We start from the raw sequence: 25,088 nt of genomic DNA, 5'->3' as shown, positions 1-25,088 counted from the left end.
CGCCTGCGCAGGCGCCGTGTCGCTCGCTAGCTTTGGGAATTGGGTTTGGTCTTGAGCTTGCCCAGCAGCTTGTCCAGGGATTTCTGGTTCAGCGCCTTGGCCAGCGGGAAGTCCGCAGGCATCAGCGAACCGGCCTGCGGATCGAGACAGTGTTCGACCAGTGCCTGCAAACGTTCCAGCAGGCGAGCGGGCAAACGGCTGTCGGCGTTCGGCGTGACGCTGTGCCATTGCACACGCAATACGCCGTCCTCCAGCCAAGCCACCACTTCACGGGCATGGGTCACTCGGTTCGCCGGGGCCACGTCCGGCGGCGGGGTCAGGCTGCTGGCGCGTAACCAGCCCGCTGGCGTTTGTTCATGCCCCAGGTAGTTGAACAGCACATCGCCGTGGCTGGCCGGCAACTCGCCGCGCTGGCGCAGCAAGCCGTAGCCCAGCCCCAGGCCGGGTACATCGCGCAAGGCTTGCTTGGCGTTGCGCACCTGATCACCCGCAGCGCCGCGGGCGTTCACCCGCAGTGGGTAGAGGGTGGTGAACCAGCCGACGGTGCGGCCGACGTCCAGCCCGGCAAACGGGGCGTCGCGCCCGTGGCGCTCCAGGTCCACGACGATGTCGCTGCGCTGTTCGACCTCGGCCAAGGTCGCGGCGAGGGCGGCGATCAGCAGTTCTTCCGGTTGTGTGCGGTAAGCCGCGTGGGACTCGGTCAGCCATTGGTGCGTGCGGCGGGCATCCCAGCGGGCCGAGAGGGTCTGGCGCTCGGCGACCGTGGCCATGGGCGGCGGGTTTGCAGAGGTTTGGGCACTCCAGTAGCGATGCTCGGTAGCAGCCTTGGCGGCATGGGCTTGCAGGTGCTCGGCCCATTGGCGATACGAGGTGGTTTTCGCCGGCAACGTCGGCTGCTCGCCACGTTCCAGGGCGCAATACAACTGTTGGAAGTCTTCCAGCAGCGGCGTCCAGGACACCGCATCGACCACCAGGTGATGGGCCACCAGGTACAGGCGCTGCGGTGTGCCTTCCAATAGGGCCGCGGCAAACAGCGGGCCGTGTTGCAGGTCCAGGCTTTGCGCGACGTGCAGCAATTGTTCCGACTGCTCGCAGCAGGTCAGTGGGGCCGGTGCCACCGGCGCGATGTGTGCCTGCCATTGGCCGTCGACGTGGGTGAAACGCAGGCGCAGGGCGTCGTGGTGGGCGACCAGCCGATCCAGTGTGGCTTGGACAATGGCCGGTTCCAGGCGACGGTCGCTGTCGGCGAGCACCGATTGGTTCCAGTGCGCGGCCTGGACCTGCTGCTGGTCGAAAAACCACTGGTGCAACGGCATCAGCGGCATCGGCCCGGTCACGGCGCCTTGTTCGGCCTGGGTCAGCAGGGCCGTGGTCACGTGGGCCAGGGCCGCCGGGGTCGGCGAACGGAACAGGTCCCGTGGCGTGAGCGAATAGCCCTGTTCCCGCAAGCGCGAGATCAGTTTCAGGCCAAGAATCGAGTCGCCGCCCAAGGCGAAGAAACTGTCCGAGGTGCCGATTTCGCGGCCGCCGGTCAAGGTTTCGCCGAGCAGTTCGCCGAACAACTGACAGAGCAGGCGTTCCAGGTCATTGCGCGGTGCCGCGTAGTCTTTCTGGGTGTTTGGCAAGGGCAGGGCGGCCAGGGCCTTGCGGTCGATCTTGCCGTTGGTGCTCAGGGGCAGGGCCGGGATTTGCACCCACACCGCCGGTACCATGTAGGCCGGCAGCTCGGCCGCGAGCTGAATGTCGAGGTCCGACTGCGCGGTGCTACTGCTGTAGAACGCCACCAGGCGGTTGTCGATGACCAGGGTGCAGGCGCCGGTGATGGCCGGCAGGTTCAGCAGGGCTGAGTCGATTTCCCCCAGCTCGATGCGCTGCCCACGCAACTTCACCTGATGGTCGAGACGCCCCAGGTACTCGATGTTGCCATCGGCCAGGAAGCGGCAACGGTCACCGGTGCGGTAAAGGCGATCACCGGCCACGAACGGGCTGGCGAGGAAGCGTTCTTCGGTGAGGTCCGGGCGTTTTAAATAGCCGCGGGCCACGCCGACGCCACCGATATACAGCTCGCCGATGCTGCCAATCGGTAGCGGTTGCATGGCTTCATCGAGGATGTACAAGCGCAGGTTGGCGATGGGCTTGCCGATCGGCACGATCGTGTCGTTGGCCGAGCAGCGCCAGACCGAGACGTCGATGGCCGCTTCGGTGGGGCCGTACAGGTTGACCAGCGCCGCCGGATGTTGGCCCATGAAGCGCCGCACCAGGTCCACCGGCAAGGCTTCGCCACTGGCGAATACCTGGCGCAGGCTGTGGCAGTCGGCCAGGCTCGGCTCTTCGACAAAGGCCCGCAGCATCGACGGCACGAAGTGCAAGGTCGTGACCCGTTCCTGCTGGATCAACTGGCTGAGGTAGGCCGGGTCGCGATGACCGTCCGGACGGGCAACCACCAGGGTTGCGCCGGTGATCAGCGGCCAGAAGAACTCCCACACCGACACGTCGAAGCTGTACGGGGTTTTCTGCAGCACACGGTCGTTCGGGCCAATCGGGAAGGCCTCCTGCATCCAGTGCAGGCGGTTCATCAAGGCGCCGTGTTCGTTCATCACGCCTTTGGGTTGGCCAGTGGAACCGGAGGTGTAGAGCACGTAGGCCAGGTCATTGGCCTGGACGCTGATCGGTTCTGCGACTTCAGCGTTTGGCAACGCATCCAGCGTCCAGGCTTGATGAGCGGCTGGCAGGCGCGATAGCCATTGCGCTTGAGTCAAGGTGACCTTGGCGTCGGCGTCTTCGATCAGGAAGGCCAGACGCGCGGCAGGCAACTCCGGATCCAGCGGCAGCCACGCGGCGCCGGCATGGACGATGCCGAGCAAGGCCACGACCATCTCCACGGAACGCTCCATGCACAGCGGCACGATGCTGTCGCTGCCTACGCCGGCGGCGCGCAGGGCCCTGGCGACGGTTTGCGCCCGCTGGTCCAGTTCGGCATAAGTCAGGCGCTGGCCTTCGAACACCAGCGCCGGGGCGTTGGGGCTCAGGGCTGCTTGCTGGCTCAGGGCGGTGTGCAGGTTGGTTGGGCCGCTGTAATGACGTTCGGTGGCGTTCCAGCAGTCGAGTTGCTGCTGGTCCTGCTGTTGCGGGAACAGTTCGACCAGGGTGCGCCCAGGGGTTGCCACCAGGGCGTCGAGCAGCGCGCACCACTGCGCGCTCCAGCGTTGCATCGTCGCTTCGTCGTACAAGGCCGATTGGTATTCCAGCGCCAGCGTCATGTCGCTGCCGTCGTCCTGGACTTCCCAGCTCTGTTCAAACTTGGCGTCGATCACCGGCAGCATCTGCTCTTCGACGTTCAGCCCCGGCCATTGGCTGCTGTCGACGCGGCCGTAGTTGAGGGAGAACAGCACTTGGAACAACGGCGTGCGGTTCAAGTCGCGGTTTTGCGCGATGGCTCCGACCAGGGTGGCGAAAGGCAAGTCGGCATGGGCCTGGGCGGCGCGCAGGTCGGCCTCGAGGCTGGCGAGCAGTTGCTCGGCCGGGGCCCGTTGGTCGACGTCACTGCGGATCACCAGGGTGTTGACCAGGCAGGCCAGCAGCGTCTGGGTTTGGGCGTGGTCACGTTGGTCCGCCGGGGTGCCGAGGCGAATCTCCCGCTGGCCGCTGTAGCGGGCCAGCAGCGCGCTCAGGGCTGTGGCCAGCACCACGTAGGTGGTGGTGCCGCGCTGACGGGCGAACTGTCGGATGGCTTCGGCGCGCTCGCTGCCCAGGCGGACAGTCAGTTGCCGGGCGCGACGGTCGGCTTCGGCGCCGCGTGGATGGTCGATGGGCAGGTCGAGTTGATAGTCCTCCTGGCCCAGATGGTTTTTCCAGTAGTCCAGGCTGTCGCTGCGCCGGGCTTGGGTGTCCGGGTGCTGTTGCCACAGGGCAAAATCGACGTAGTCGATCTCCAGCGGCGTCCAGGCAGGCGACTGCCCGTTGAGGCCGGCGGCGTAGGCCTGGGTCAGTTCGTCGATGAGCAACTGCATGGCCCAACCGTCGGTGGCGCTGTGGTGCAGGCACACCAGCAACAGGTTTTCGTCGCTGTCCTGGCGTTGCAGCAGGTGCGCACGCCAAGGCGCGGCGGAGGCCAGGTCGAACGGTGTCATCAGTTCGTCCTGGGCGTTGGCGCAGGTCGCTGCCCAGTCCTGGGTCGCAACGCGAGTGACCGCGAGCGCCGGCCCGTGGTCGTCGATCAGCAATTGCGGTTCGCCGTCGACGTCGACGATCCGGCTGCGCAGCACCAGGTGGCGCTGGCTGACTTGCGCAAAGGCCTCGCGCAAGACCTGGACCTGCAACTCGCCGCGCAAGGTCAGGGCGAACGGCATGTGGTATTCGCGGGACTCCGGCACCAGGCGGCTGAGCATCCAGAACCGGCGCTGGGCCAGACCCAGGGGCAATTGCGCCGGGCGCGGTTGTGCGCTGATCGATTCACCGGGCGTCGCCGCGCACAGATGCTCGGCCAGGGCCACGACTGTCGGTTGGGCGAACACCAGCGGCAAGGGCAGGGACACCCCCAGGCGCTCACGGACCCGGCTGACCAGGCGGGTGGCCAGCAAGGAGTGGCCGCCGAGTTGGAAGAAGTGGTCCTCGATGCCGACGTCTGAACAGCCCAGCACCTCGCTGAACAGTTCGCAAAGCACGGTTTCAGTGGCATTACGCGGCGCGGTGCGTGGCTGGTCGCTTTGGCTGTGTGGCAGCGGCGTGGCGGCCAATGCCTTGCGGTCGAGCTTGCCGTTGCTGTTGAGCGGCAGGCGGTCGAGCTGCACGAACACGCCTGGCTGCATGTGCCCGGGCAGGCTGTCGCTCAAGTCTGCACGCAGGGTCGCTTCATCGGCGTCACCGCACCAGAAACTCACCAGGCGTTGGTCGAGCAACAAGGTGGCGGCGTCGCGAACACCGGCCTGGGCCAGCAGCGCAGCATCGATTTCACCCAGCTCGATGCGCTGCCCACGCAGTTTCACCTGATGGTCGAGACGCCCCAGGTACTCGATGTTGCCATCGGCCAGGAAGCGGCAACGGTCACCGGTGCGGTACAGGCGATCACCGGCCACGAACGGGCTGGCGAGGAAGCGTTCCTCGGTGAGGTCCGGGCGTTTCAAATAACCCCGGGCCACGCCGACGCCGCCGATGTACAGCTCGCCGATGCTGCCAATCGGCAACGGTTGCATGGCTTCGTCGAGGATGTACAAGCGCAGGTTGGCGATGGGCTTGCCGATCGGCACGATTGCATCGTCCGCCGAGCAACGCCAGACCGAGACGTCGATGGCCGCTTCGGTCGGGCCGTACAGGTTGACCAGCGCGGCCGGGTGTTGGCCCATGAAGCGCCGCACCAGGTCCACCGGCAGGGCTTCACCGCTGGCGAATACCTGGCGCAGGCTGTGGCAGTTGACCAGGCTCGGCTCTTCAACAAAGGCCCGCAGCATCGACGGCACGAAGTGCAAGGTCGTGACCCGTTCCTGCTGGATCAACTGGCTGAGGTAGGCCGGGTCGCGATGACCGTCCGGGCGGGCGACCACCAGGGTCGCGCCAGTGATCAGCGGCCAGAAGAACTCCCACACCGACACGTCGAAGCTGTATGGGGTTTTCTGCAGCACACGGTCGTTCGGGCCAATCGGGAAGGCGTCCTGCATCCAATGCAGGCGGTTCATCAAGGCGCCGTGTTCGTTCATCACGCCTTTGGGTTGGCCGGTGGAACCGGAGGTGTAGAGCACGTAGGCCAGGTCGTTGGCCTGGACGCTGATCGGTTCTGCGACTTCAGCGTTTGGCAACGCATCCAGCGTCCAGGCTTGATGAGCGGCTGGCAGGCGCGACAGCCATTGCGCTTGAGTCAAGGTGACCTTGGCGTCGGCGTCTTCGATCAGGAACGCCAGACGCGTGGCAGGCAACTCCGGGTCCAGCGGCAGCCACGCGGCGCCGGCATGGACGATGCCGAGCAAGGCCACGACCATCTCCACGGAACGCTCCATGCACAGCGGCACGATGCTGTCGCTGCCTACGCCGACGGCGCGCAGGGCCCGGGCGACGGTTTGCGCCCGCTGGTCCAGTTCGGCATAAGTCAGGCGCTGGCCTTCGAACACCAGCGCCGGGGCGTTGGGGCTCAGGGCTGCTTGCTGGCTCAGGGCGGTGTGCAGGTTGGTTGGGCCGCTGTAATGACGTTCGGTGGCGTTCCACTCGATCAGTTGGCGATGACGCTCGTCCGCCGGTAGCGGTGTCCAATCACCGAGGCGGGTTTGTGGCGCTTCGAGCATGGTTTCCAGCAGTTGTTGCCACTGTTCCAGCCAACGCCGAGCGGTGGTTTCGCTGAACAGCGCGGCGCGGTATTCCAGCAACACCGACAGCACCTCGCCGTCGTGCACTTCCCAGTTCAGGTCGTACTTGGTGGCCTGGGCGGTCACCGCGCGTTCACTGACCTGCAACCGCGGCCATGGCTGGCTCGACGAGTCGGCGTTTTGCATGGCGAACAGCACTTGGAACAGCGGCGTCTGGCCGAGGCTGCGCGAAGGCTTCAAGTGCTCCACGACCTGGTCGAACGGCACGTCCTGATGCTGTTGGGCATCCAGCACACGATTGCGCACCTGGCCCAGCAAGCCTTCGAAGTCTTGCGCCGGATCCAGGTCGGCGCGCATGACCACGGTGTTGACGAAGCAGCCGATCAGCGGCTGCAGCTCGGCGAATGGCCGCTGGGCCACCGGGCTGCCGATTCGCACGTCGCGTTGGTTGGCGTAGCGGCCCAAGAGCAGTTGCGCGGCACCGAGCATGAGCATGTACAGGGTGGCACCGCGTTGCTGGGCAAACTGCCGCAGGCGTTCCACCAGGGCAGGGGGCAATTGCAGTTGCACGGCGCCGGCCGCCGGGGCGAGCTCGTTTGGACGGCCCTGTTCGGTCGGCAGGTCCAGCAGGTAGTCGCCGTCCTCCAGTTGGTTGCGCCAGTATTCCAGTTGGCTGCTGAACGCAGTCTGTTGACCGGGCTCGCGCTGCCAGAGGGCGTAATCGGGGTATTGCAGCGCCAGCGCCGGCAGTGCCGCCGGAGTGCCTAGGCACTGGGCGGTGTAGCACTGGCGCAGTTCATCCAGCAGGTTCTGGCTGGAGGCGTCATCGGTGGCGCAGTGGTGCACGCTGAGCAACAGCAACGACTGGACGCCGCCGCTGCGTTGCAGCAACGTGGCCCGGACCGGCACTTCGGCGGCGAGGTCGAAACGGCGGCCGGTTTCTGCGTGGATCGCCGCGTCGGTCAGTTGCTGCCACTGCTCGTCGCTGGTCGCCTGCAGTGTCGTCACCTGTACGGTGAGATCGACCTTCGGTTCGATGATCAACGCCAGCCCGCCATCGGTATCGCGCACGATGCGGCTGCGCAGGATCTCGTGGCGTTGGACCACGCTGTTCAGGGCTGATTGCAGGGCCTGGACGTTGAGTTCGCCGTCCAATTGCACGGCACTGACCACGTTGTACTCGCCACCGCCGGCACTCAGTTGTTCGAGGAACCACAAGCGTTGCTGTTCGAACGACAGCGGCAGGCGCGCCGGACGTGCCGCCGCAACGAAGGTCGCCGCCGGGGCTTGCAGGGGATCGCCCAGTAGTGCAGCCAAGGCGTCGAGGGTCGGGTGTTCGAACACCGCCCGCAACGGTGGCACGGTAGAGAACTGTTGGCGCAGGCGGGCAAACAGCGCCGCCGCCAGCAGCGAGTGGCCGCCGAGGTAGAAGAAATGGCTGTCACGGCCGATCTGCGACGATGGCACGTTGAGCAACTCGGCCCACAGGACGGCCAGTTGTCGTTCGGCGGCGCTGCGCGGCGGGTCAAGGGCGTCTGGCGCGGCTTGGATGTCCGGGGCCGGCAAGGCCTTGCGGTTGAGTTTGCCGTTATCGGTCAGCGGCAGTTCATCGAGCAGCACGAATGCCGAGGGCACCATGTAGTCGGGCAGGGCGGCGCCAATGGTTTTGCGCCAGGCGTGGATGTCGGCCTGCTGGTCGCACGTCACGTAGGCCACCAGGCGCTTGTCGCCGGGCACGTCTTCACGGGCCAGCACCACGGCCTGGCGCACGCCCGGTTGGGCGCCGATCAAGGTTTCGATTTCCCCCAGCTCGACACGGAAGCCTCGGATCTTCACTTGATGATCCATGCGTCCCAGGTATTCGAGCTGGCCGTCGGGCAGCCAGCGTACCAGGTCGCCGGATTTGTACATCCGTGCGCCGGGCAGCGACGAGAACCGGTCTTCGATGAACACCTTCGCGGTCTGTTCGGCACGGTTGAGGTAACCCAGGGTCACGCCGGCACCACCGATGTGCAGTTCCCCCGGGACGCCCACCGGCATCGGGTTGAGGAAGGCATCGAGCACATAGGTGCGCACGTTGGCGATGGGTCGGCCGATGATCGGCCGCTGCGGGAAGTCATCCACCGCGCAACCGGTGGCATCCACCGTGCATTCGGTCGGGCCGTAGGTGTTGAAGAAGCGGCTGCCGGCAATTGACGGCAGGCGTTGCCATAGCTGCGTATCCACCGCATCGCCACCGAACAGCACGAAGCGCGGCAGGTACACCTCGCCACGGCGAACGCCGTCGCTTTCGAGCAGGGCTTTGAGCTGGGCCGGGGTGCATTCGAAGGCGTCCAGGCGGGTGTCGCGGAAGAAACCGGCGAGGGCCTCGGGGTCGTAGCGCACGTCTTCCGGGGTCAGGTACAGGCTGTGGCCGTCCAGCAGCAGGATCAGCTCGGCCACCGAACTGTCAAAGGCGAACGAGTAGTTGAAGCTGGTGCGCATCGGCTGGTCGGTGTAGCGGCGATACAAGCCATGGATGCGCGCCCAGGCCAGGTTGACCACCGAACCGTTGGTCACCAGGGTGCCCTTGGGCTTACCGGTCGAACCGGAGGTGTACATGATGTAGGCCAGGTCTTGCGGCCCGGCGAGCGGGGCCGGATTGCTGTCCGGCTGGAGGGCGAACAGGGCCGGGTCGCTGTCCAGGTGCACGCGTGGCAGTTCAGTGCCCAGCTGTTCCAACAAGCCCTGCTGGCCGAGGAACAGTGCCGGTTGCGCGTCTTCGAGCATGTACGCCAGGCGATCCGCCGGGTAGGTCGGGTCCAGCGGTACATAGGCGCCACCGGACTTGAGAATGCCCAGCAGGCCGACCAGCAGCTCCAGCGAACGCTCGACACACAGCGCCACCGGGCGGTTGGCAGCGACGCCGCGGCTGCGCAGGTAATGCGCCACTTGGTTGGCCCGACGGTTCAGTTCGCCGTAGCTCAGGCTGCGGCCTTCGAAACACAGGGCGTCACGCTCCGGGGTACGCTCGGCCTGTTGTTCGAACAACTGGGCGAAGGTCAGGTGCGTCGGCACCGCCATCTCGGTACGGTTCCACTCGACCACGGTGCGTTGCCATTCCGCGTCCATCAGCAGTGGCAAGGCGGCGACTGGGCGCTGGGGCTCGGCGAGCATGTGCTCGAGCAGATGTTCCAGGCGGGCGAGGGTCTGGCGGGCGCTGTCGGCGACGAACAGGTCGAGGGCGAACATCAGCTCCAGCTGGATCGGCGCATTGGCCGGGCACAGCACGTGCAGGTCCAGATCGCATTCGGAGTGCCGCAGTGGCGTGTCCAGGGCTTCGAATTCCAGCCCGGGGAAGCGCAACCGCGACTCCATGGCCAGTTGCTGGGCGACCATCACCTGGTACAGCGGTGCATGGCTGAGGCTGCGTGGCAGTTGCAGGCTGTCGACCAATTGTTCGAACGGCAGGTCCTGATGCAGCAAGCCATTGCGCAGACGCTCGGCCACTTGTTTGACCAGGGCGGTGAAGTCGGCTTGCGGCTCGAAGTCCGCGCGAATCGCCAGGTTGTTCAACAGAATGCCCAGCAGGCCTTCGGTGCTCGGTTGTTCCCGATGGGTGACCGGGGTGCCGACCAGCACCGTGGCATCGCCGCTCAAACGGTGCATCAACACGGCGAAACCTGCGAGCAGGACGGTGAACGGCGTGGTGCCGAGGCGACTGGCAAAGGCGTGTACCCGGCCACTGAGGTCGGCGCTGAGTTCTCGCTGCACGATCCCGGCGCGGTAGCTTTGCACCGAAGGCCGTGGATGATCGGTGGGTAAGGCCAGCAGTGGGCTGGCGTCGCTGTCGCGCCGGTCCAGGGTGGTGGTCCAGTAATCGAGCTGGCGCTTGAGTTCGGCGCCTTGCAGGTGTTCGCGCTGCCAGAGGGCGAAGTCGGCGTATTGCAGTGGTAGGGCCGGCAGTTCGGCCGGTGCGCCGTTGCAACGGGCTTCATAACCCAGGGCCAGTTCGCGCAGGGCGATGGTGGCCGACCAGGCGTCCGAGACCAGGTGATGCAGGGCGATGCCGAGTACGTGCTCGCCCGGCGCCAGGCGCAGCAAACGCGCACGCAGCAGCGGTGGGCAGGTCAGGTCGAACGGTTGCTCGAAGGTGTCTTGCAGGGCATTGAACTGCGCGCCGGCGCGGGCGGTGGCGGTCAGGCTCGACAAGTCTTCGAAGGGCAGCGCGATGTCCAGTGCTGGGCTGATGCGCTGGCATGGCACGCCGTCGGTGCTGTGGATGCCGGTGCGCAGTATTTCGTGGCGCACCAGCAGGTCGTTCAGGCTGGCGTGCAGCGCTTCGACATTGAGTTCACCCTTGAGATGCAGGGCGAACGGGATGTTGAACAGGGTGGTGCCCGGCGTCAGTTGCTCGATGAACCACAGGCGCTGTTGCGAGAACGACAGCGGCAGCAACGTCGGGCGTGGCTGGGCCTTGGGCATGCTGAACGCATTGGCTTGCGGTGCGGCGGCCTCGGCCTGGCGGGCGGCGATGGCCACGGCCAGCAGGGCCACGGTCGGTTGTTCGAACAGCACCCGCAGCGGCAGGTCCAGTTTGAACTGGGTACGCAGGCGAGCGACGATCTGGGTCGCCAGCAGCGAGTGTCCGCCAAGGGTGAAAAAGTTGTCTTCCACGCCTACCGTGTCGCGCCCCAGGACCTCGGCCCAGATGGACGCCACCGTGGTTTCCAGCGCATTGCGCGGGGCGATGCTCTGCTGGGTGTCGGCCTGCCAGTCCAGCTCGCGGGCGGCGAGGGCCTTGCGGTCGACCTTGCCGTTATTGTTCAGGGGCAGTTTGTCCAGGCCGACGAAGGCTGCCGGCACCATGTACGGCGGCAGTTGCGCCCGCAAGTGTTCGCTCAGGCCGTCGCTGCCCTGGGTCTCGTCATGGGCCGACCAGTACGCCACCAGCCAGGCTTCGCCAACGGTGTTTTCCCGCAGCAGGACGGCGGCTTCGCGCACGTTCGGGTGCTGGGCGAGACGGTGTTCGATTTCCGTCAGTTCGATCCGGTGCCCGCGCAGCTTGACCTGCTGGTCGCGGCGGCCGAGGTATTCGATCACCCCGTCCGCACGCCAGCGTCCCAGGTCACCGGTGCGGTACAAGCGACCTTCGAGTTGAGGATGGTCGATAAACGCCTCGGCGGTGCGTTGCGGGTCGTGCAGGTAGCCGCGGCCGACGCCGACGCCACCGACACAGATTTCCCCGGCCACGCCCACCGGCACCGGGCGCAGGGCTTCGTCCAGCACATACAGGCGGTTGTTGGCGGTCGGCTGGCCGATGGGCATGTGGCTGACCTCGGCCCCTGGTGCTTTGAGGATCGGCTGGAAGGCCACGTCGTCGGCGCATTCGGCCGGCCCGTAGGCGTTCATCAGGGCGATGTCGGGGAAGCGGGCGAACCAGTCCCGGGCCACGGTCGGCGGCAGGGCTTCACCAGTGGGCAAGACCCAGCGCAGGTCCGGCAGTTGCAAGTCGCACGGGCACAGCGCGAGCACGGTGCGCATCAGGCTCGGGACGATTTCCAGCACGTTCAAGCGCTCGCTGGCGAGCTCTTGCAGCAGGCGTTGCGGGTCGTGGGCGACTTCATCTGGAAGAATGTGCACGGTGGCACCGAGCACCGGCGCGGCGAGGAACTGCCACACCGAAATGTCGAACGCCACCGACGCGGTCTGGGGAATTCGGTCGGCGGCGCTGAGCCCCAGGGCCGGCACCTTGCCGAAGATGTTGTTGAGCATGCCGCGCTGTTCGATCATCACGCCCTTGGGCGTGCCGGTCGAACCCGAGGTGAACAGCACGTAGGCCAGGCTATCGGGGCGGGCGAGCACCGGCAGTGGCGCGTCGTTGCCAGACGCCCAGCAGGCCTCGGCGAACAGCGCCGCGGGCGCTTGGTCGAGGCCGCTGAGCAAGTGATCGAGCAGGCCGCTGCAGACTTCGCTGGCGACCAGCAACGGGGCGCGGGACAGTCCGAGGATTTCCCGCAGGCGCTCGGGCGGGTGATTGACTTCAAGGGGCAGCATCGCGGCGCCAGCCTTGAACACCGCCAGCATCATGGTCAACAGCGCCAGGCCACGAGGGGCCGCCAGCGCGACCAATTGATCTTCACCGGCGCCGGCTTCGCGCAGAGCGTGGGCCAGGCGCGTGGAACGCAGGTCGAGCTCGGCGTAGGTCAGCGACTCACCGGCGCAGATCGCGGCGACCTGATCACCGCGCTGGGCGACCTGGACGGCAAACAGCTCGGCGTAGCTTTGATCCAGCGGAAAATCGTGGGGGTTGAGCGCCCATTCACCCAGCAACTGTTGGCGTTCGTCGGCGGCCAGCAGTTCGAAGCTGGCCAACGGCGCGTCGGGGGCGGCGAGCATGCTGCGCACCAGGCTGGTGATGTGGCCCAGCAGGCGCTGCACAGTGGCGGCCGCGAAACGTTCGCGGTCATAGGACACGCGGATGCCCAACTGTTCGCCCGGCAGGATCACCACGGTCAAGCCGTAGTGAGTGTGCACGCTGTGGTCCATGCCTTCGAGGCTGAATTGGAAACCGCCTTCGAGGATCTGTTCGTCGATGGGCGCGTTTTCGAACACCAGGATGCTGTCGAACAGGGTCTCGCCCCGGGGGAAATCGCTCCAGCCCTGGATGTCGGTCAAGGGTGTGTGCTCGAAGTCGCGCATGTCGACGTTGAGCTTCTGCAGGTCGCCCAGCCAATTGCCGAGTGAGGCGTTCGGGTCCACGCAAACCCGCAGCGGCAAGGTGTTGATGAACAGACCGATCATTTCCGCGACGCCGGTCAGGTCGGCCGGACGCCCGGCCACGGTGACACCGAAGACCACGTCCTGTTGCCCGCTGTAGCGCGACAGCAGCAACGACCAGACGCCCTGGAAAAACGTGTTCGGCGTGATCCGGCGACTGCGGCAGAACGCCGCCAGCGCTTGGGTTTCCTGCGCGTCGAGGTGAATCAGTTGGTCGTCCACCAGCACCGCATCGGTGTAGCGGTCGCGGGTCACGCCGTTGTCCACGGTCAGTGGCGTGGGGGCGTTGAGACCTTGCAGCTGGCCGCGCCAGAATTGCTCGGCCTTGCTCGCATCCTGGCGTTGCAGCCACTGAATGTAATCGCGAAACGGTCGAGGGCTTTTCAGTTCCGGCGTACGGTCGTTGCACAGCGCTTCGTAGACTTTGAGGAAGTCCACGGTCACCAGGGAAATGCACCAGGCGTCCATCAGGATGTGGTGGAAGCTGCGAATGAATTCGTAGGACTCGTCAGCCAGGCGCACCAGCCGGAAGCGAATCAGCGGTGGCTTGGACAGGTTGAAGCCGACTTTCTGCTCGTCTTCCAACAAGGTGCGGATCCGCGCTTCCTGCTCATGGGGGGCTAGCCCGCGCAGGTCGAGAGTATCCAGCGGCACCTTGACCTGGCGGTGGATCACCTGCACCGGTTGCTTCTGGCTTTTCCACTGGAAACTGGCGCGCAGGGAAGGGTGCAGCGCCACCACCTGGCGCCACGACTCGAGGAACGCCTCTTCATCGATGGCCCCACCGATGCGGTAGCGATCCTGCATCAGGTACACACCGGAGTCTTCGTGCAGCAAGGAGTGGAACAGCATCCCTTGTTGCAGCGGCGACAGCGGGTAAATGTCTTCGATCGGGTTGCCGGTGGTTTTTTCGGTGGTCATTGAAAGCGTCCTGCGTAAAAAGGGGCAACGGTGATGGCGGGGCGACGGGAGGAACCGTTCACAGGTCGGCCTCGTCCAGTTCGGCCATCAGTGCTTGCATTTCGTCATCGGACAGGCCCGAGGCGCTGAACTCGGTGCTGTCGGCTTGGGGCTCGGCGGCGCTCGGATCCAGCGGTTGCGCGACCTCGGCCATGGCCGCGATGGTCTGGCGTTCGAAGACTTGCTTGGCCGACAGCGCAATGCCTTGCTCATGGGCCTGGGCCACCACTTGCAGGCTCAGGATCGAGTCGCCGCCGATGGCGAAGAAGTTGTCGGTGACGCTCACCGTCGAGAGCTTCAAGACCTTGGCGACGATCGCTTGCAGGGTGGTTTCCATGGCGTTGCGCGGCGCCACGTGGGTGCTTTCGTCGAACTGATCCGGGTCGGGTAACTGGCGGGTGTCGAGCTTGCCGTTGGGCGTGCGCGGAAAGCTCGCCAAGGTCAGCACCAGGGCCGGCACCATGTACGATGGCAGGCGTTCACCGAGGAAGCGCTTGATCGCTTCCGAATCCGGCGCGTAGCCATGGGCGGCCAGGACGTAGGCGAGCAGGCGTTTACCAGCGGCCTGTTCCTGGACGATCACCGCGGCTTCGCGCACGTCGCTGTGGCTGCACAACTGGCGCTCGATTTCGCCCAGCTCGATGCGGTAGCCACGCACCTTGACCTGATGGTCCTTGCGCCCGAGGAACGCCAGGCGCCCGTCGGCCAACCAGCACGCCAGGTCACCCGTGCGATAGGCACGGGTGCCGTCGGCCAGGGTGACAAAGGCCTTGGCGGTTTCTTCGGGCTTGTTGCGATAGCCACGGGCCAGGGTCGGGCCGGCGAGGACGATTTCACCCGGTTCGCCAATGCCGCAGGCGCTGTCGAATTCGTTCAGCAGGCGCAGGTCCATGCCGGCAATGGGGCGGCCGATGCTGACGTTCCGGCCCGGCTCCAACACCTCATAGGTGGCCCAGACCGTCGCTTCAGTGGGGCCGTATTCGTTCACCAGCCGGGCGTGTGGCAAGGTCTTGTTGTGTTGCGCGATCAGTGACGGTGGGCAAGCCTCGCCGGCGACGATCCAGCAGGCGAGGCTGTCGGTTTCCCCGCTGCGCTGCAATTGATCGAGTAGGGCCTGGTACAGCGACGGCAAGGATAGGCCATGGCTGACCTGATGCTGGGCAATTAACTGCGCCAGGCGGGCCATCTCCAGCTCTTCACCCGGGGCGGGCAACACCAGGCGTCCGCCTTGGGCCAGGGTCCAGAAAATCCCGGCGACCGAACTGTCGAAGGCAAACGACGACAACAGCAGGTAGGCGCGCACCGGCGTCTCGTAGGCCGCCATGCGCACCTGGGTCGAGAAACTCAGCGCGCCGTGGCTGATTTCCACAGCTTTTGGCGCACCGGTCGAGCCCGAGGTGTAGATCAAGTAGGCGAGGTCGTTCGCGTCTGGCAACGGCAGTGTTGGCAAATCGCCGAGGTCCGGCGTTGCCAGGTCATCCAGCACGAAGCGTTGCAGGTGGGCCGGCACGCTGTCGGCCAGTTCGGCGCTGACCACGATGTGGGCGATGGCGCTGTCGGCGAGCATGTAGGCGCGGCGGTCGGCGGGGTAGGTTGGGTCGATTGGCACGTAGGCGCCACCGGCTTTCAAGACGGCGAGCATGGCGACAATGGCCGCGTTGCTACGGGCGAACAGGATGCCGACGGGCACCCCGGGACCGATGCCGGCGGCGACCAGTCGATGGGCCAGCTGCGTGGCGCAGGCGTCGAGGCGGCCGTAGCTCAGGTCGCCGTCCTGGTCGCTGAGGGCGATGGCGTTCGGTTGCTGGCGAACCTGGCGGGCAATCAACTCCACCAGTGTCACTGGTTCGATGGACGGTACGCTCGCGCCAGCGCCGATCAGTTGCGCTTGCAGCGCGCCACCCAGGGGCAATTGGGCCCAGGCCCGTTGCGGTTCGGCGAGGGCGCCTTGCAACAGTTGCAGCCATTGCTCGGCGAGGCAACCCGCGGCTTCGGTGCTGAGGGCATGGCGGTCGTAGACCAGCTGCGCGTGCAGGCTGTCGGGCAATTGGCGGACGTTCAGGCACGCTTTCAGCGGGTTCATCACCGCACTGGCCTGACGCTCCCGGGCATCGCCCGAACGCCAGGCAAAGGCGTATCCGGCATCGAGGGTGCCAGTGTAATAGTCCTGCCAGCCGACCGCCCGTTCCAGGGTGGCGGCCACTTGCGTGCTTTGCTCCAGCAGGGTCGCCTGGGCATCCAGTGCGATGCTCACGGGCAGGCATTGCTCGAACAGACCCAGGGTGTTCTCCAGTTCCGCGCCGCGACTTTCATGGATCAGGGTGAGCGGCACCTGTTGCTGGCCGGCCAGTCGTCCCAGCACCGCTGCCCATGCCGTCAGCAGCAGCTCCGGGGTCAGGGCCGGGTGGCGGGCGAGGTCGGCCGGCAGCGCCAGGTCCAGTCGGGTCGGCGCAAACCGGCCTTCGAGGGTCGCTTCGAGGGGCAGTTGCAGGGTGGCCTGTTCGGTTTCGTCCGAGGGTTTCCAGAAGCTCACGCCCGGATGGTCCGGCGCGTCTTCAACCAGGCTCCAGCGCCATTCGGCGTAGTCGGCGTATTGCAAGGTGTCGGACAGGTCCGTGGCGTTGTCTTGCAGCAATGCACCGGCCAGCCATTTCAGGCTGGCGAGGTCGAAGTGGCTGCTGGCTGCCGCCAGGTCCAGGACCGTTTGTTCATCGGACAGGCGTACCAGGGTCACGCACAGGGGCGCCGTCCAGTCGCGGGGCTGGTCGACGAGCCGGGTCAGCGCGACGTCCTGGTCGGTGCGGCTGTGTTGGCGCAGGTCCTGGAGGTTCACCGCCAACGCAGCGGTTTCATCGATCACCTGCACCGGGTGGCGCAGGCCGGGCACGGGCATCAGGCGCGTGCGCAGGATTTCACTGCCGGCCACCAATGCCTGCAGGCGCTTGTTCAAGGCATCGACGTCCAGCGGTTGCGACAGCGACCATTGCAAATGGCAGCTGAACGGGTGCTCCGCCGCGCCGTTGATGTGGGGGTAAACCGATGCCTGTTGCGGCGAAATACGAAAACCTTGAAGTCCGCTCATGTTCATCTCGACTGGAAAAGGGCTTGAGCCTGATCACCGCACAGACGCCGGGCTTGCTGGACATGGGTCGGGCAAGCCTCCTGCGAACGGCGGGTGGCCTCGTTGAATGTCAGACGGCAACGTCGCTCGACAGCAGGGCTTCGGCCATGCCGGTCATGATGGCGCGCTTGCCGGTGAAGGGTTCACGACCGTGCACAGCGAGCATGTTGTCGATGAACAACACGTCCCCCTGTTGCCAGCTAAACCGCACCAGCGAGTCGAGGTAGGCCGCGCGTAGCGATTCCAGGACCTGCGGTTCGATGGGGTCGCCGTCGCCATAAAAAGTGTTGGTGGGCAGGTCGAGGTCGTTGAAGTTGCTTTGCAGAGAATCGCGGATCCGCCCGGGCAGGGTGCTGATATGGAAGAACGTGGCGTGGTTGAACCAGACCTCTTCGCCGGTGCGCGGGTGGCGCACCACGGCCGGCCCGCGTTGGCGGGTGCGCAGGCGATTGTTGTCTTTCCATTCCACTTCGATGCCGACGCTGGCGCAGTAGGCTTCCACTTCGCCACGGTCCTCGGACTGGAACACGGTCTGCCACGGCAGGCCGAAACCGTCGCCGTAGTTGCGCATGTACAGCACGCCTTTTTCCCGGAACCGCGCTTCGATCTGCGGGCTGATCCTGGCCTTCACGGCGCGGGTCGAGCCAATGGGTGTTTCACCACCGGTCTCGGACGGCAGGTGGCAGTAGAAGAACAGTCGCAGCGGGAAGCGCGGCGAGTAGGAGTGTTCGTTGTGGGGAAAAATCATCTGGTCGGCCGGGTAGTCGGTCGAGGTGTAGATGTTGCCGCCGACCCGGGTCCGGGGCGAGGCGCGGAACATGTATTCCAGCGCACCGGGGGAGAGGGCGGCGATCACCTGGTCGAATTGTTCCACGGACGCGACGTTGAAGCCGCGAAACAACAGGGCGCCGTATTGCAGCAGTTTCTTTTCCAACGACTCGCGTTCCCGGGCCGCCCAGGCGACCAGATCGACACCACTGACCGCGGGCTCGATCACCAGGGGCAGTGCGTGGTCCGGGCTGAGCAGGCGCTCGGTCACCAACTGTTGTTCCGAGACGTTCATGGCTTTGCGACGCACTGCACCGAGGGCGCGTGGCGATGGGGGCACGATAGACATAATTGCATCCGACTCGGTTAAAGGGACAAGGAGCGACGTTTGGCTTGCATCATCTGGCTGCGACCGGCCAGCGCCTGGGACTGTTGTCGCTCACGGGCAAAGGCTTGGTCCCAGCTGTCGATGCGCTCGGCCAGCGCCGGCAACGGCTCGTCCAGCAGCGTGTGTAGTAGTTCCAGCAGGCACGTCCACAGGTGTTGCAGACGCAAGGCTCGGCCCTGGTCGAAGTATTCGCCGCGATACTTGAGGGTCGCGGCGAGGCCATCGCTGCCGTGCACGAGGTCGAGCACCAGGTGGAAATCCCCCGGTGCCTGGGCCACGTCCAGCGCGCTCAACTGCGCGCCGGCGATGGCGGTCGGCGCCACCCGTGACGGTTGATAGTTGAGCTTGACCTGGAACAGCGGCGAGTGACCGGGCCGGCGCTGCGGCGCCAGAGCCGAGACCACCAGGTCGAAAGGCAGGCCTTGATGGGCATAGGCCAGGCGCGCTTCATCGCGAACCCGCTCCAGGAAACCAGCCAGGGTCGGTTCGCCGCGCAGGTCGCAGCGCAGGGTCAACTGGTTGACGAAGAAACCGATGACGTCGTTGTGCTCTGCCAGTGGCCGGCCGCTGACGTCGGTACCCAGCAGGAACTGCTGCTGGCCGCCCAGTTGCTTGAGCACCAGTTGGTAACTGGCCAGCAACAGCATGAACAAGGTCATGCCTTGCTCGCGGGCCAACGCTGCCAACTGTTCGCAGCTGGCCTGGGGCACGTTGAAGTCCAGGCTGTGCTCGCCCGGGGCCTGGCCGCTGCCACCCAGTTCCAAGGTTTGGGGCAGGCCGGCCAGGTGTCCGCGCCAGAAGTCCTGCTCGGTGGCGATCCGCTGTTCGCTCCAGTGCCGGGCCTCCCATTGAGCGAAATCGAGGTATTGCCCTGGGAGCGCGGCGTCCGCCGACCCCGCCAGTTCCGCCAACAATAGTTGCGCCGAGCGCCCGTCGAAGGCGATGTGGTGCAGGGTCAGCAGCAGGTCATGCTGTTGGTCAGGACGGCTGAGCAACTGTGCCCGCAGCAGCGGGCCTGCTTGCAGATCGACCGGGGTGGCGTGTTCGTCGGCCAAGCGTTGGCTCAGCGCTTGTTGTTGCTGGGCTTCATTGTGCTCACGCAAATCATGATGGACCAGCGCTACCGCTGTGGCCGGCAATACCTGTTGTCGCGGGCCATCGACACCATCGCGGTACACCGTGCGCAACACGCCATGCCGCTCGACCAGCGTGTTTAACCGCAGGGTCAGCGTCTCGATGTCCAGCGGACCTTGCAGGCGCAGGTGCAGCACCAGGTTATGACGGGTGTCGTCCGGGTTCAGTTGGCGCAGGAACCACAGGCGACGCTGGGCGAACGATTGATGCCCCTGGCTGAGGTTGGCCTGCTCGGTCGAAGCCTCGGCCGTCGGCACCGCCTCATTCAGGAAGCTTTGCAGGGCCAGTGCCCATTGCCCGAGGGTGGTGTCCCCGAACAGGCTTTGGGTATCGAGGTTCCAGCCCAGGTCCTTGTGCAGGCGCGCGGCAAAGTCGGCCACGCCGATGGAATCAAGGCCCTGGCCGATCAGGCTGAGGTCGAAGTCGGCGGAAAAATACGGGTTGACCTCGCGCAGCGTCTGTTCCAGCCATTGGCGGCAGGCCGCTTGGGCCTGTTGCGACGTTTCGGTCGCCAGGCGCTTGAACTCGGCAAGGTCAAGGGCTTCGCCGTTCGAGGCGAGCGTTCCACCGCTCTGGGCGATGATGCTCAACGTGCCTGCGGCCAGCTGTTTACGTGCGCCTTGACGGGCGATCTTGCCGCTGGTGGTCATCGGGATGGTGCCGGCTTGCACCAGCACGATCTGGTCGATGCCGCAGTCGGCGGCTTCGCGCACGGCGTTTTGCATCGATGCGAACAGCGCCGGGTGATGCGCCGGGTCGACGAACTTGCGTTGCGGCTCGGCGACAATCACCAGCTTCTCGCGGCCCAGTGCCGGGTCCATTTCCGAGAAGGCGGCGATGCGCCCGGTGCGGATGCCCGGCTCGGCGTCGGTAATGGCGAATTCGATGTCGTGGGGGTAGAGGTTTCGCCCATTGAGAATCAACAGGTCCTTGAGCCGTCCGCAGATGACGACCTGGCCTTGGTGCATGAAGCCCAGGTCGCCGGAGCGCAGGTAATGTTCCGATGAACCGGCAATCCGGGCTTCAAAGGCTTCGCGAGTGGCCTCGGGATTCTTCCAGTAGGATTCGGCGTTGCTCGGGCCTTTGAGCCAGACTTCACCGATGCGATCGGCGGCGCATTGCTCGAAGGTCTGCGGGTCGACGATGGCGATGCTGTGCAAGGCTTGCGGGTAACCACAGGCGACGAACTCCACGGCGGCGGCATCGGTCGCCGCCAGCGCCACGCGGCCGGTTTCCAGCACGGCCTTGTCCAGGCGCAGCACCACCGGCAGCGCGTCGGCCGGTGTGGCGCTGACACACAGGGTCGCTTCGGCCTGGCCATAACCGGGGCTGATGGCCAACGGGTTCAGGCCACAGGCGGCAAAGCGCTGGGCGAAGGCTTCCAGGGTGCCGGGGTGGATCGGTTCGGCGCCGTTGATGGCGTGTTTCCAGGCGCTCAGGTCGAGCTGCGCGATCAGGTTGTCGCTGACCACGCGGTTGCACAGGGCATAGGCGAAGTTGGGGGCGAAACTGGCGGTGGCACGGTAGCGACTCAACGCTTGCAACCAGGTCGACGGCGCATTGACGAAGGTCTGGGAAGCCATCAGGTAGCACGGCATGCCGCTGTAGAGCGGGGCGAGCATCCCGCCGATCAGGCCCATGTCGTGGTACAGCGGCAGCCAGTTGACCATGGCGCCGTGTTCGTCGAAGGCGTAGGCCTGGCGCATCAGTTCCACGTTGGCGATCAGGTTGCGTTGACGCACCTCGACACCTTTTGGCGAGCCGGTAGAGCCCGAGGTGTATTGCAGGAAGGCCACGGTTGAACCATCGATGGCCGGACGCTGCCACTGGCTGGCCGGTGGCATGCCCAGGTCCTGGACGGTCAGCACATCGACCCGGCCCTCCACCAGTTCCAGCAAACCTTCGCGATAATCCGCCGGGGCGAAAATCAGCGCCGGTTCGGCATCCACCACCACGTTGCGGACGCGGTCGAGGTGACGCGGTTTACGTGACGGTGGCGGGAACAACGGCACCGCGATCAGGCCGGCATACAGGCAGGCACAAAACGCGCGGGCGTAGTCGAGGCTGCTGGGCAGCATCAACAACACGCGATCACCCGGGGCATAACGCGCTTGCAGCGCGGCCGCCAAGGAGCGGGATTGTTCGTGCAACTGGGCAAAAGTCAGGGTTTCGCCGATCTCTACGCCGTCCGGCAGAAAATGCAGGGCAGCACGCTGAGGGAAGTGCTGGGCGTTGGCTTCCAGCACGTCGATCCAGTGTTCGAAAGAAAACATGTGCAATTCACGCCATGGCCACGATGACTTTGCGGTCACCGGTGAAAGGATTGCGACCGTGTGCCACCAGTCGGTTGTCGAGCATCAGGATATCGCCGGGCTGCCAGGGAAAACTGATGGCCGTCTCGCGGTAGACCTCGCGCACGGTGTCGAGCATGTCGTCGGCAATCGGCGAGCCGTCGCCGAAATAGACATGGCGCGGCAGGTTCTCTTCGCCCACCGCCGCCAGCAGGCTGGCGCGTACGCTGGGTTCGATGGCCGAGACATGGAACAGGTGCGCCTGGTTGAACCAGACCCACTCACCGGTTTCGGGATGCTGCTGCACGGCGGCGCAACGCTGGCGGGTGCGCAGGTCGCCATCGGCTTTCCATTCCCACTCGATGTCGTTGTCCTGGCAGTAGCGTTCGACCTCGGCACGGTCCTGGGTGTTGAAGACTTTTTCCCAGGGCAGGTCCAGGGCGCCGCTGTAGTTGCGTACATAAAGCAGCTCGCGGCTGGCAAACAGCTCGCGGATCTCGGCAGGCATGCGCTGGTAGATCAGGCGGCTGTCGGCAATCGGGGTCTCGCCGCCGGTTTCGCTGGCCTTGATGCAGTGGAACCAGATGCGCGAAGGCCAGGGGCGGGTGTAGGCCTGTTCGTTGTGCAGCGGAATGAATTGATGGGCCGGGTACTCGGTGGAGCTATAGACCCCGGCGAAGACTTTGCTGCGCGGCGTGGAGCCGAATTCGTAGCTGGCCAGCGGCGCGCCGAAGCTGGCGGCAAAGCGCTTGAAGTCGATGGGGGTGGCGACGGTGAAGCCACGGAACAACACACCGCCCACCGTAGTCAGGACCTGGGCCAGGCTGTCGCGAATCGAAGCGTCCAAGTCGTGGATCGACTGTCCCGACGTCCCCTGCACCAGCACGGGTAGCGATTGGGCGCTTGCATCCGTGGGCGCCATTGAAAAAAGCTCGGAACGCCCGTTCAGGTGTTCGATTGAGGTCATCCTTGTGCATCCTCTTATAGCGTCTTCGACCAGTCACACGACCATGAAAGCAAGGCAGCGGTCAGCGATGTAGGACTCGTCTGTAATGTATGTAAGGCAATACAAGACGACATACTAGGTACAAATGAGATGGATTATCAATACTATTTATTTAATTTTTTTTTTGGATTAGACTCCGCTCCGCTGGCGCCAAACAGCCTTCGGCCAGCTCAAAAAACCAAAAATATCTGTCGCAGGGGAGCGGGGCGTGAATTTCAAAAAGAACACAATTGCGTTGGCTGTAGGGTCGGCCATCGGCCTGAGCAACGGTGCTTGGGCGGCTGAAGAAGCCGGCAAGATGGAGATCGCTCCAATCACCGTAACCGGTGAAAAGATCGACCGTACCCTTGATAAGACCCAGTCCAGCGTCGTGGTCGTCACCGACAAGAACCTGCGTGAGCACGGCGACAAGGACCTGGTGGATGTGTTTGCCCGCACGCCCGGCGTCTATAGCCAGGCCGGCAATGAGAACTGGGGTATCCGTGGCGTGCCGGTGTCCGGTTTCGACGACCAGGGCCCGGCGGCCCTCAACGGTGCGGTGTCGGTGTATGTCGACGGTGCCGTGCAGCCGAACCGCGCGCTGACCCTCAGCCCGGTCCCGCTCTGGGATGCCGAGCAGGTCGAGGTTTTCCTGGGCCCGCAATCCACCACCCAAGGCCGTAACTCCCTGGCCGGCGCGGTGGTTATCCGAACCAAGAACCCAACGTTCGAACCGAGCTTCTCGGCGCAGACCAACGTGGGCAACTACGGTGAACACGGCGCGGCCGTGGCCGGTGGCGGGGCCATTGTGGATGACAAGATCGCCGGTCGTATCGCCGTGGATTATTCCGACGGTGACGGCTACATCCGCAACACCACGCTCGATAAAGACGCCAACCCGCATCGCACCAGCAACGCCCGCGGTAAATTGCTGATCCTGCCCAATGACGACACTGACGTCTTGCTGACTTATGCCCATAACGAACATCGCCAGGGTGACCGCTCGACGATGCGCGGCGCCGATGGCAAGCCGAGCTATTACGACATCGCGTCCAATACCGAGGCCTTCGACAACCTCAAGCAAGACACCCTCAGCGCCAAGGTGGATTACCGCCTGAACGATGCCTGGTCGCTGACGAGCATGACCGCCAATACCAATACGGACTACAGCAATCGTCTGGACTTTGACCAGAATGCTGTGGACAACGAGGTCGTTCTGCGTAAGCAGGACGGTAACCTGTTCAGTCAGGAGCTGCGTCTGAATTACGACTCGGACACGGTGAAGAGTTTCGTCGGTGCCTACTATGGCCACAACACCAACGCCTTCCACGACCGGTTGTTGTTCGATGACGTGCTGGTTCGTACCGTCAAAGGTGATACCAAGATTGAAAACAAGGCGGTGTTCGGTGAAGTCAACTGGACGTTCGCGCCGCGTTGGACGTTGATCACCGGCCTGCGTTACGACCACGAGACCAACGATACCGACATTGAGGCAGACGGCCGCTTCGTTCCTGAGAAAATCAAAAAGTCGTTTGATGCCGTACTGCCGAAGCTCGGCATCGACTACGAACTGGCAACGGACCAGTACCTCGGTTTCATGGTGCAGAAGGGCTATCGCGGAGGCGGTGTCAACCTGCGCTCCGGTAGCGGTCACCAGGCCTACGACCCGGAATACACCACCAACTACGAGCTGTCCTATCGCGGTTCGTTCTTCGACAAGACCCTGCGTACTCGCGCCAACCTGTATTACACGGATTGGAAAGATCAGCAGGTCAGCGTGCGCCAAGCCGGTAGCAACGTCATTGATATCTACAACGCTGGTCGCAGTGACATCAAGGGCCTGGAAGTCTTCGTCGAAAAAGACATCACCGAACAGCTGACCCTGAATGTCGGTGGCGCCATTACCGATAGCAAATACAAGGATTTCGTTGCTGACAATGGTCAGGACAGGAGCGGCGAGGCGTTCCTCTACGCGCCTAAATACAAGGCCTCGGTGGGTGGTGTCTATCGCTTCGACGATCGCCTGATCTTCGGCACGGACATTGTCTATCAGAGCACCGCGCCTTCGGAGTACGAGTTCGAGGCAAGCGGCAAAGTCACTGGTGAACGTAAGAGCGACGCCTATGTGCTGGTGAACTTCAACACCGAGTACAAAGTCACCAAGAACGTCGCGGTCTCCGCCTACGTGAAGAACGCGTTCGACAAGGAATACGTCACCAACAACCGCAACGACGACATCATCGACGTTGGCGCACCGCGCACGGTGGGGATGATCCTGCGCTACGACATGTAAACCCATGGGCGCGGGGAGGCAATCTCCCCGCGCCTGTCCTGCAACATTTCGGATGTTTGTTTCCAGGCTGTTCGTTCCCTTCCAAACCCAGCCTCC

The 25,088-nt window shown here is 64.8% G+C and carries 6 protein-coding genes; 1 reads left to right on the top strand and 5 read right to left on the bottom strand.

Annotation, left to right across the window (positions count from 1 at the left end):
- Window positions 1-26: 26 nt before the first annotated feature.
- The 5 genes from AC3A5O_RS24075 to AC3A5O_RS24055 form a co-directional block, all read right to left on the bottom strand.
- Window positions 27-13,973 (bottom strand): non-ribosomal peptide synthase/polyketide synthase, encoded by a 13,947-nt coding sequence (locus AC3A5O_RS24075; RefSeq protein WP_487753824.1) that lies wholly within the window; start codon window positions 13,971-13,973, stop codon window positions 27-29.
- Window positions 13,974-14,031: 58 nt separating this feature from the next.
- On the bottom strand, window positions 14,032-17,094 hold the full coding sequence (locus AC3A5O_RS24070; RefSeq protein WP_487753823.1) for a non-ribosomal peptide synthetase: 3,063 nt from the start codon (window positions 17,092-17,094) through the stop codon (window positions 14,032-14,034).
- Window positions 17,095-17,203: 109 nt separating this feature from the next.
- Complete coding sequence (locus tag AC3A5O_RS24065) at window positions 17,204-18,250, bottom strand: TauD/TfdA family dioxygenase (protein WP_487753822.1); 1,047 nt, start codon at window positions 18,248-18,250, stop codon at window positions 17,204-17,206.
- 17 nt (window positions 18,251-18,267) lie between these two features.
- Complete coding sequence (locus AC3A5O_RS24060; protein ID WP_487753821.1) at window positions 18,268-21,696, bottom strand: condensation domain-containing protein; 3,429 nt, start codon at window positions 21,694-21,696, stop codon at window positions 18,268-18,270.
- 7 nt (window positions 21,697-21,703) lie between these two features.
- Window positions 21,704-22,681: a TauD/TfdA family dioxygenase gene (locus tag AC3A5O_RS24055; protein ID WP_305467295.1), complete on the bottom strand. Its 978-nt coding sequence runs from the start codon at window positions 22,679-22,681 to the stop codon at window positions 21,704-21,706.
- Between the two features lie 247 nt (window positions 22,682-22,928).
- Between AC3A5O_RS24055 and AC3A5O_RS24050 the strand changes: the two genes are divergently transcribed.
- Window positions 22,929-24,992, top strand: a complete 2,064-nt coding sequence (locus tag AC3A5O_RS24050; protein WP_487753820.1) for a TonB-dependent receptor — start codon at window positions 22,929-22,931, stop codon at window positions 24,990-24,992.
- Window positions 24,993-25,088: the final 96 nt, after the last annotated feature.

Source organism: Pseudomonas sp. Soil_N_39, from assembly GCF_057655955.1.
This window is presented reverse-complemented; position numbering and strand designations above follow the sequence as displayed.

Excerpts from the sequence above, each read along its gene's own strand:
- AC3A5O_RS24075 (WP_487753824.1), bottom strand. The coding sequence starts at position 13,973 with ATGACCACCGAAAAAACCACCGGCAACCCGATCGAAGACATTTACCCG.
- AC3A5O_RS24060 (WP_487753821.1), bottom strand. The coding sequence starts at position 21,696 with ATGTTTTCTTTCGAACACTGGATCGACGTGCTGGAAGCCAACGCCCAG.
- AC3A5O_RS24065 (WP_487753822.1), bottom strand. The coding sequence starts at position 18,250 with ATGTCTATCGTGCCCCCATCGCCACGCGCCCTCGGTGCAGTGCGTCGC.
- AC3A5O_RS24055 (WP_305467295.1), bottom strand. The coding sequence starts at position 22,681 with ATGACCTCAATCGAACACCTGAACGGGCGTTCCGAGCTTTTTTCAATG.
- AC3A5O_RS24070 (WP_487753823.1), bottom strand. The coding sequence starts at position 17,094 with ATGAGCGGACTTCAAGGTTTTCGTATTTCGCCGCAACAGGCATCGGTT.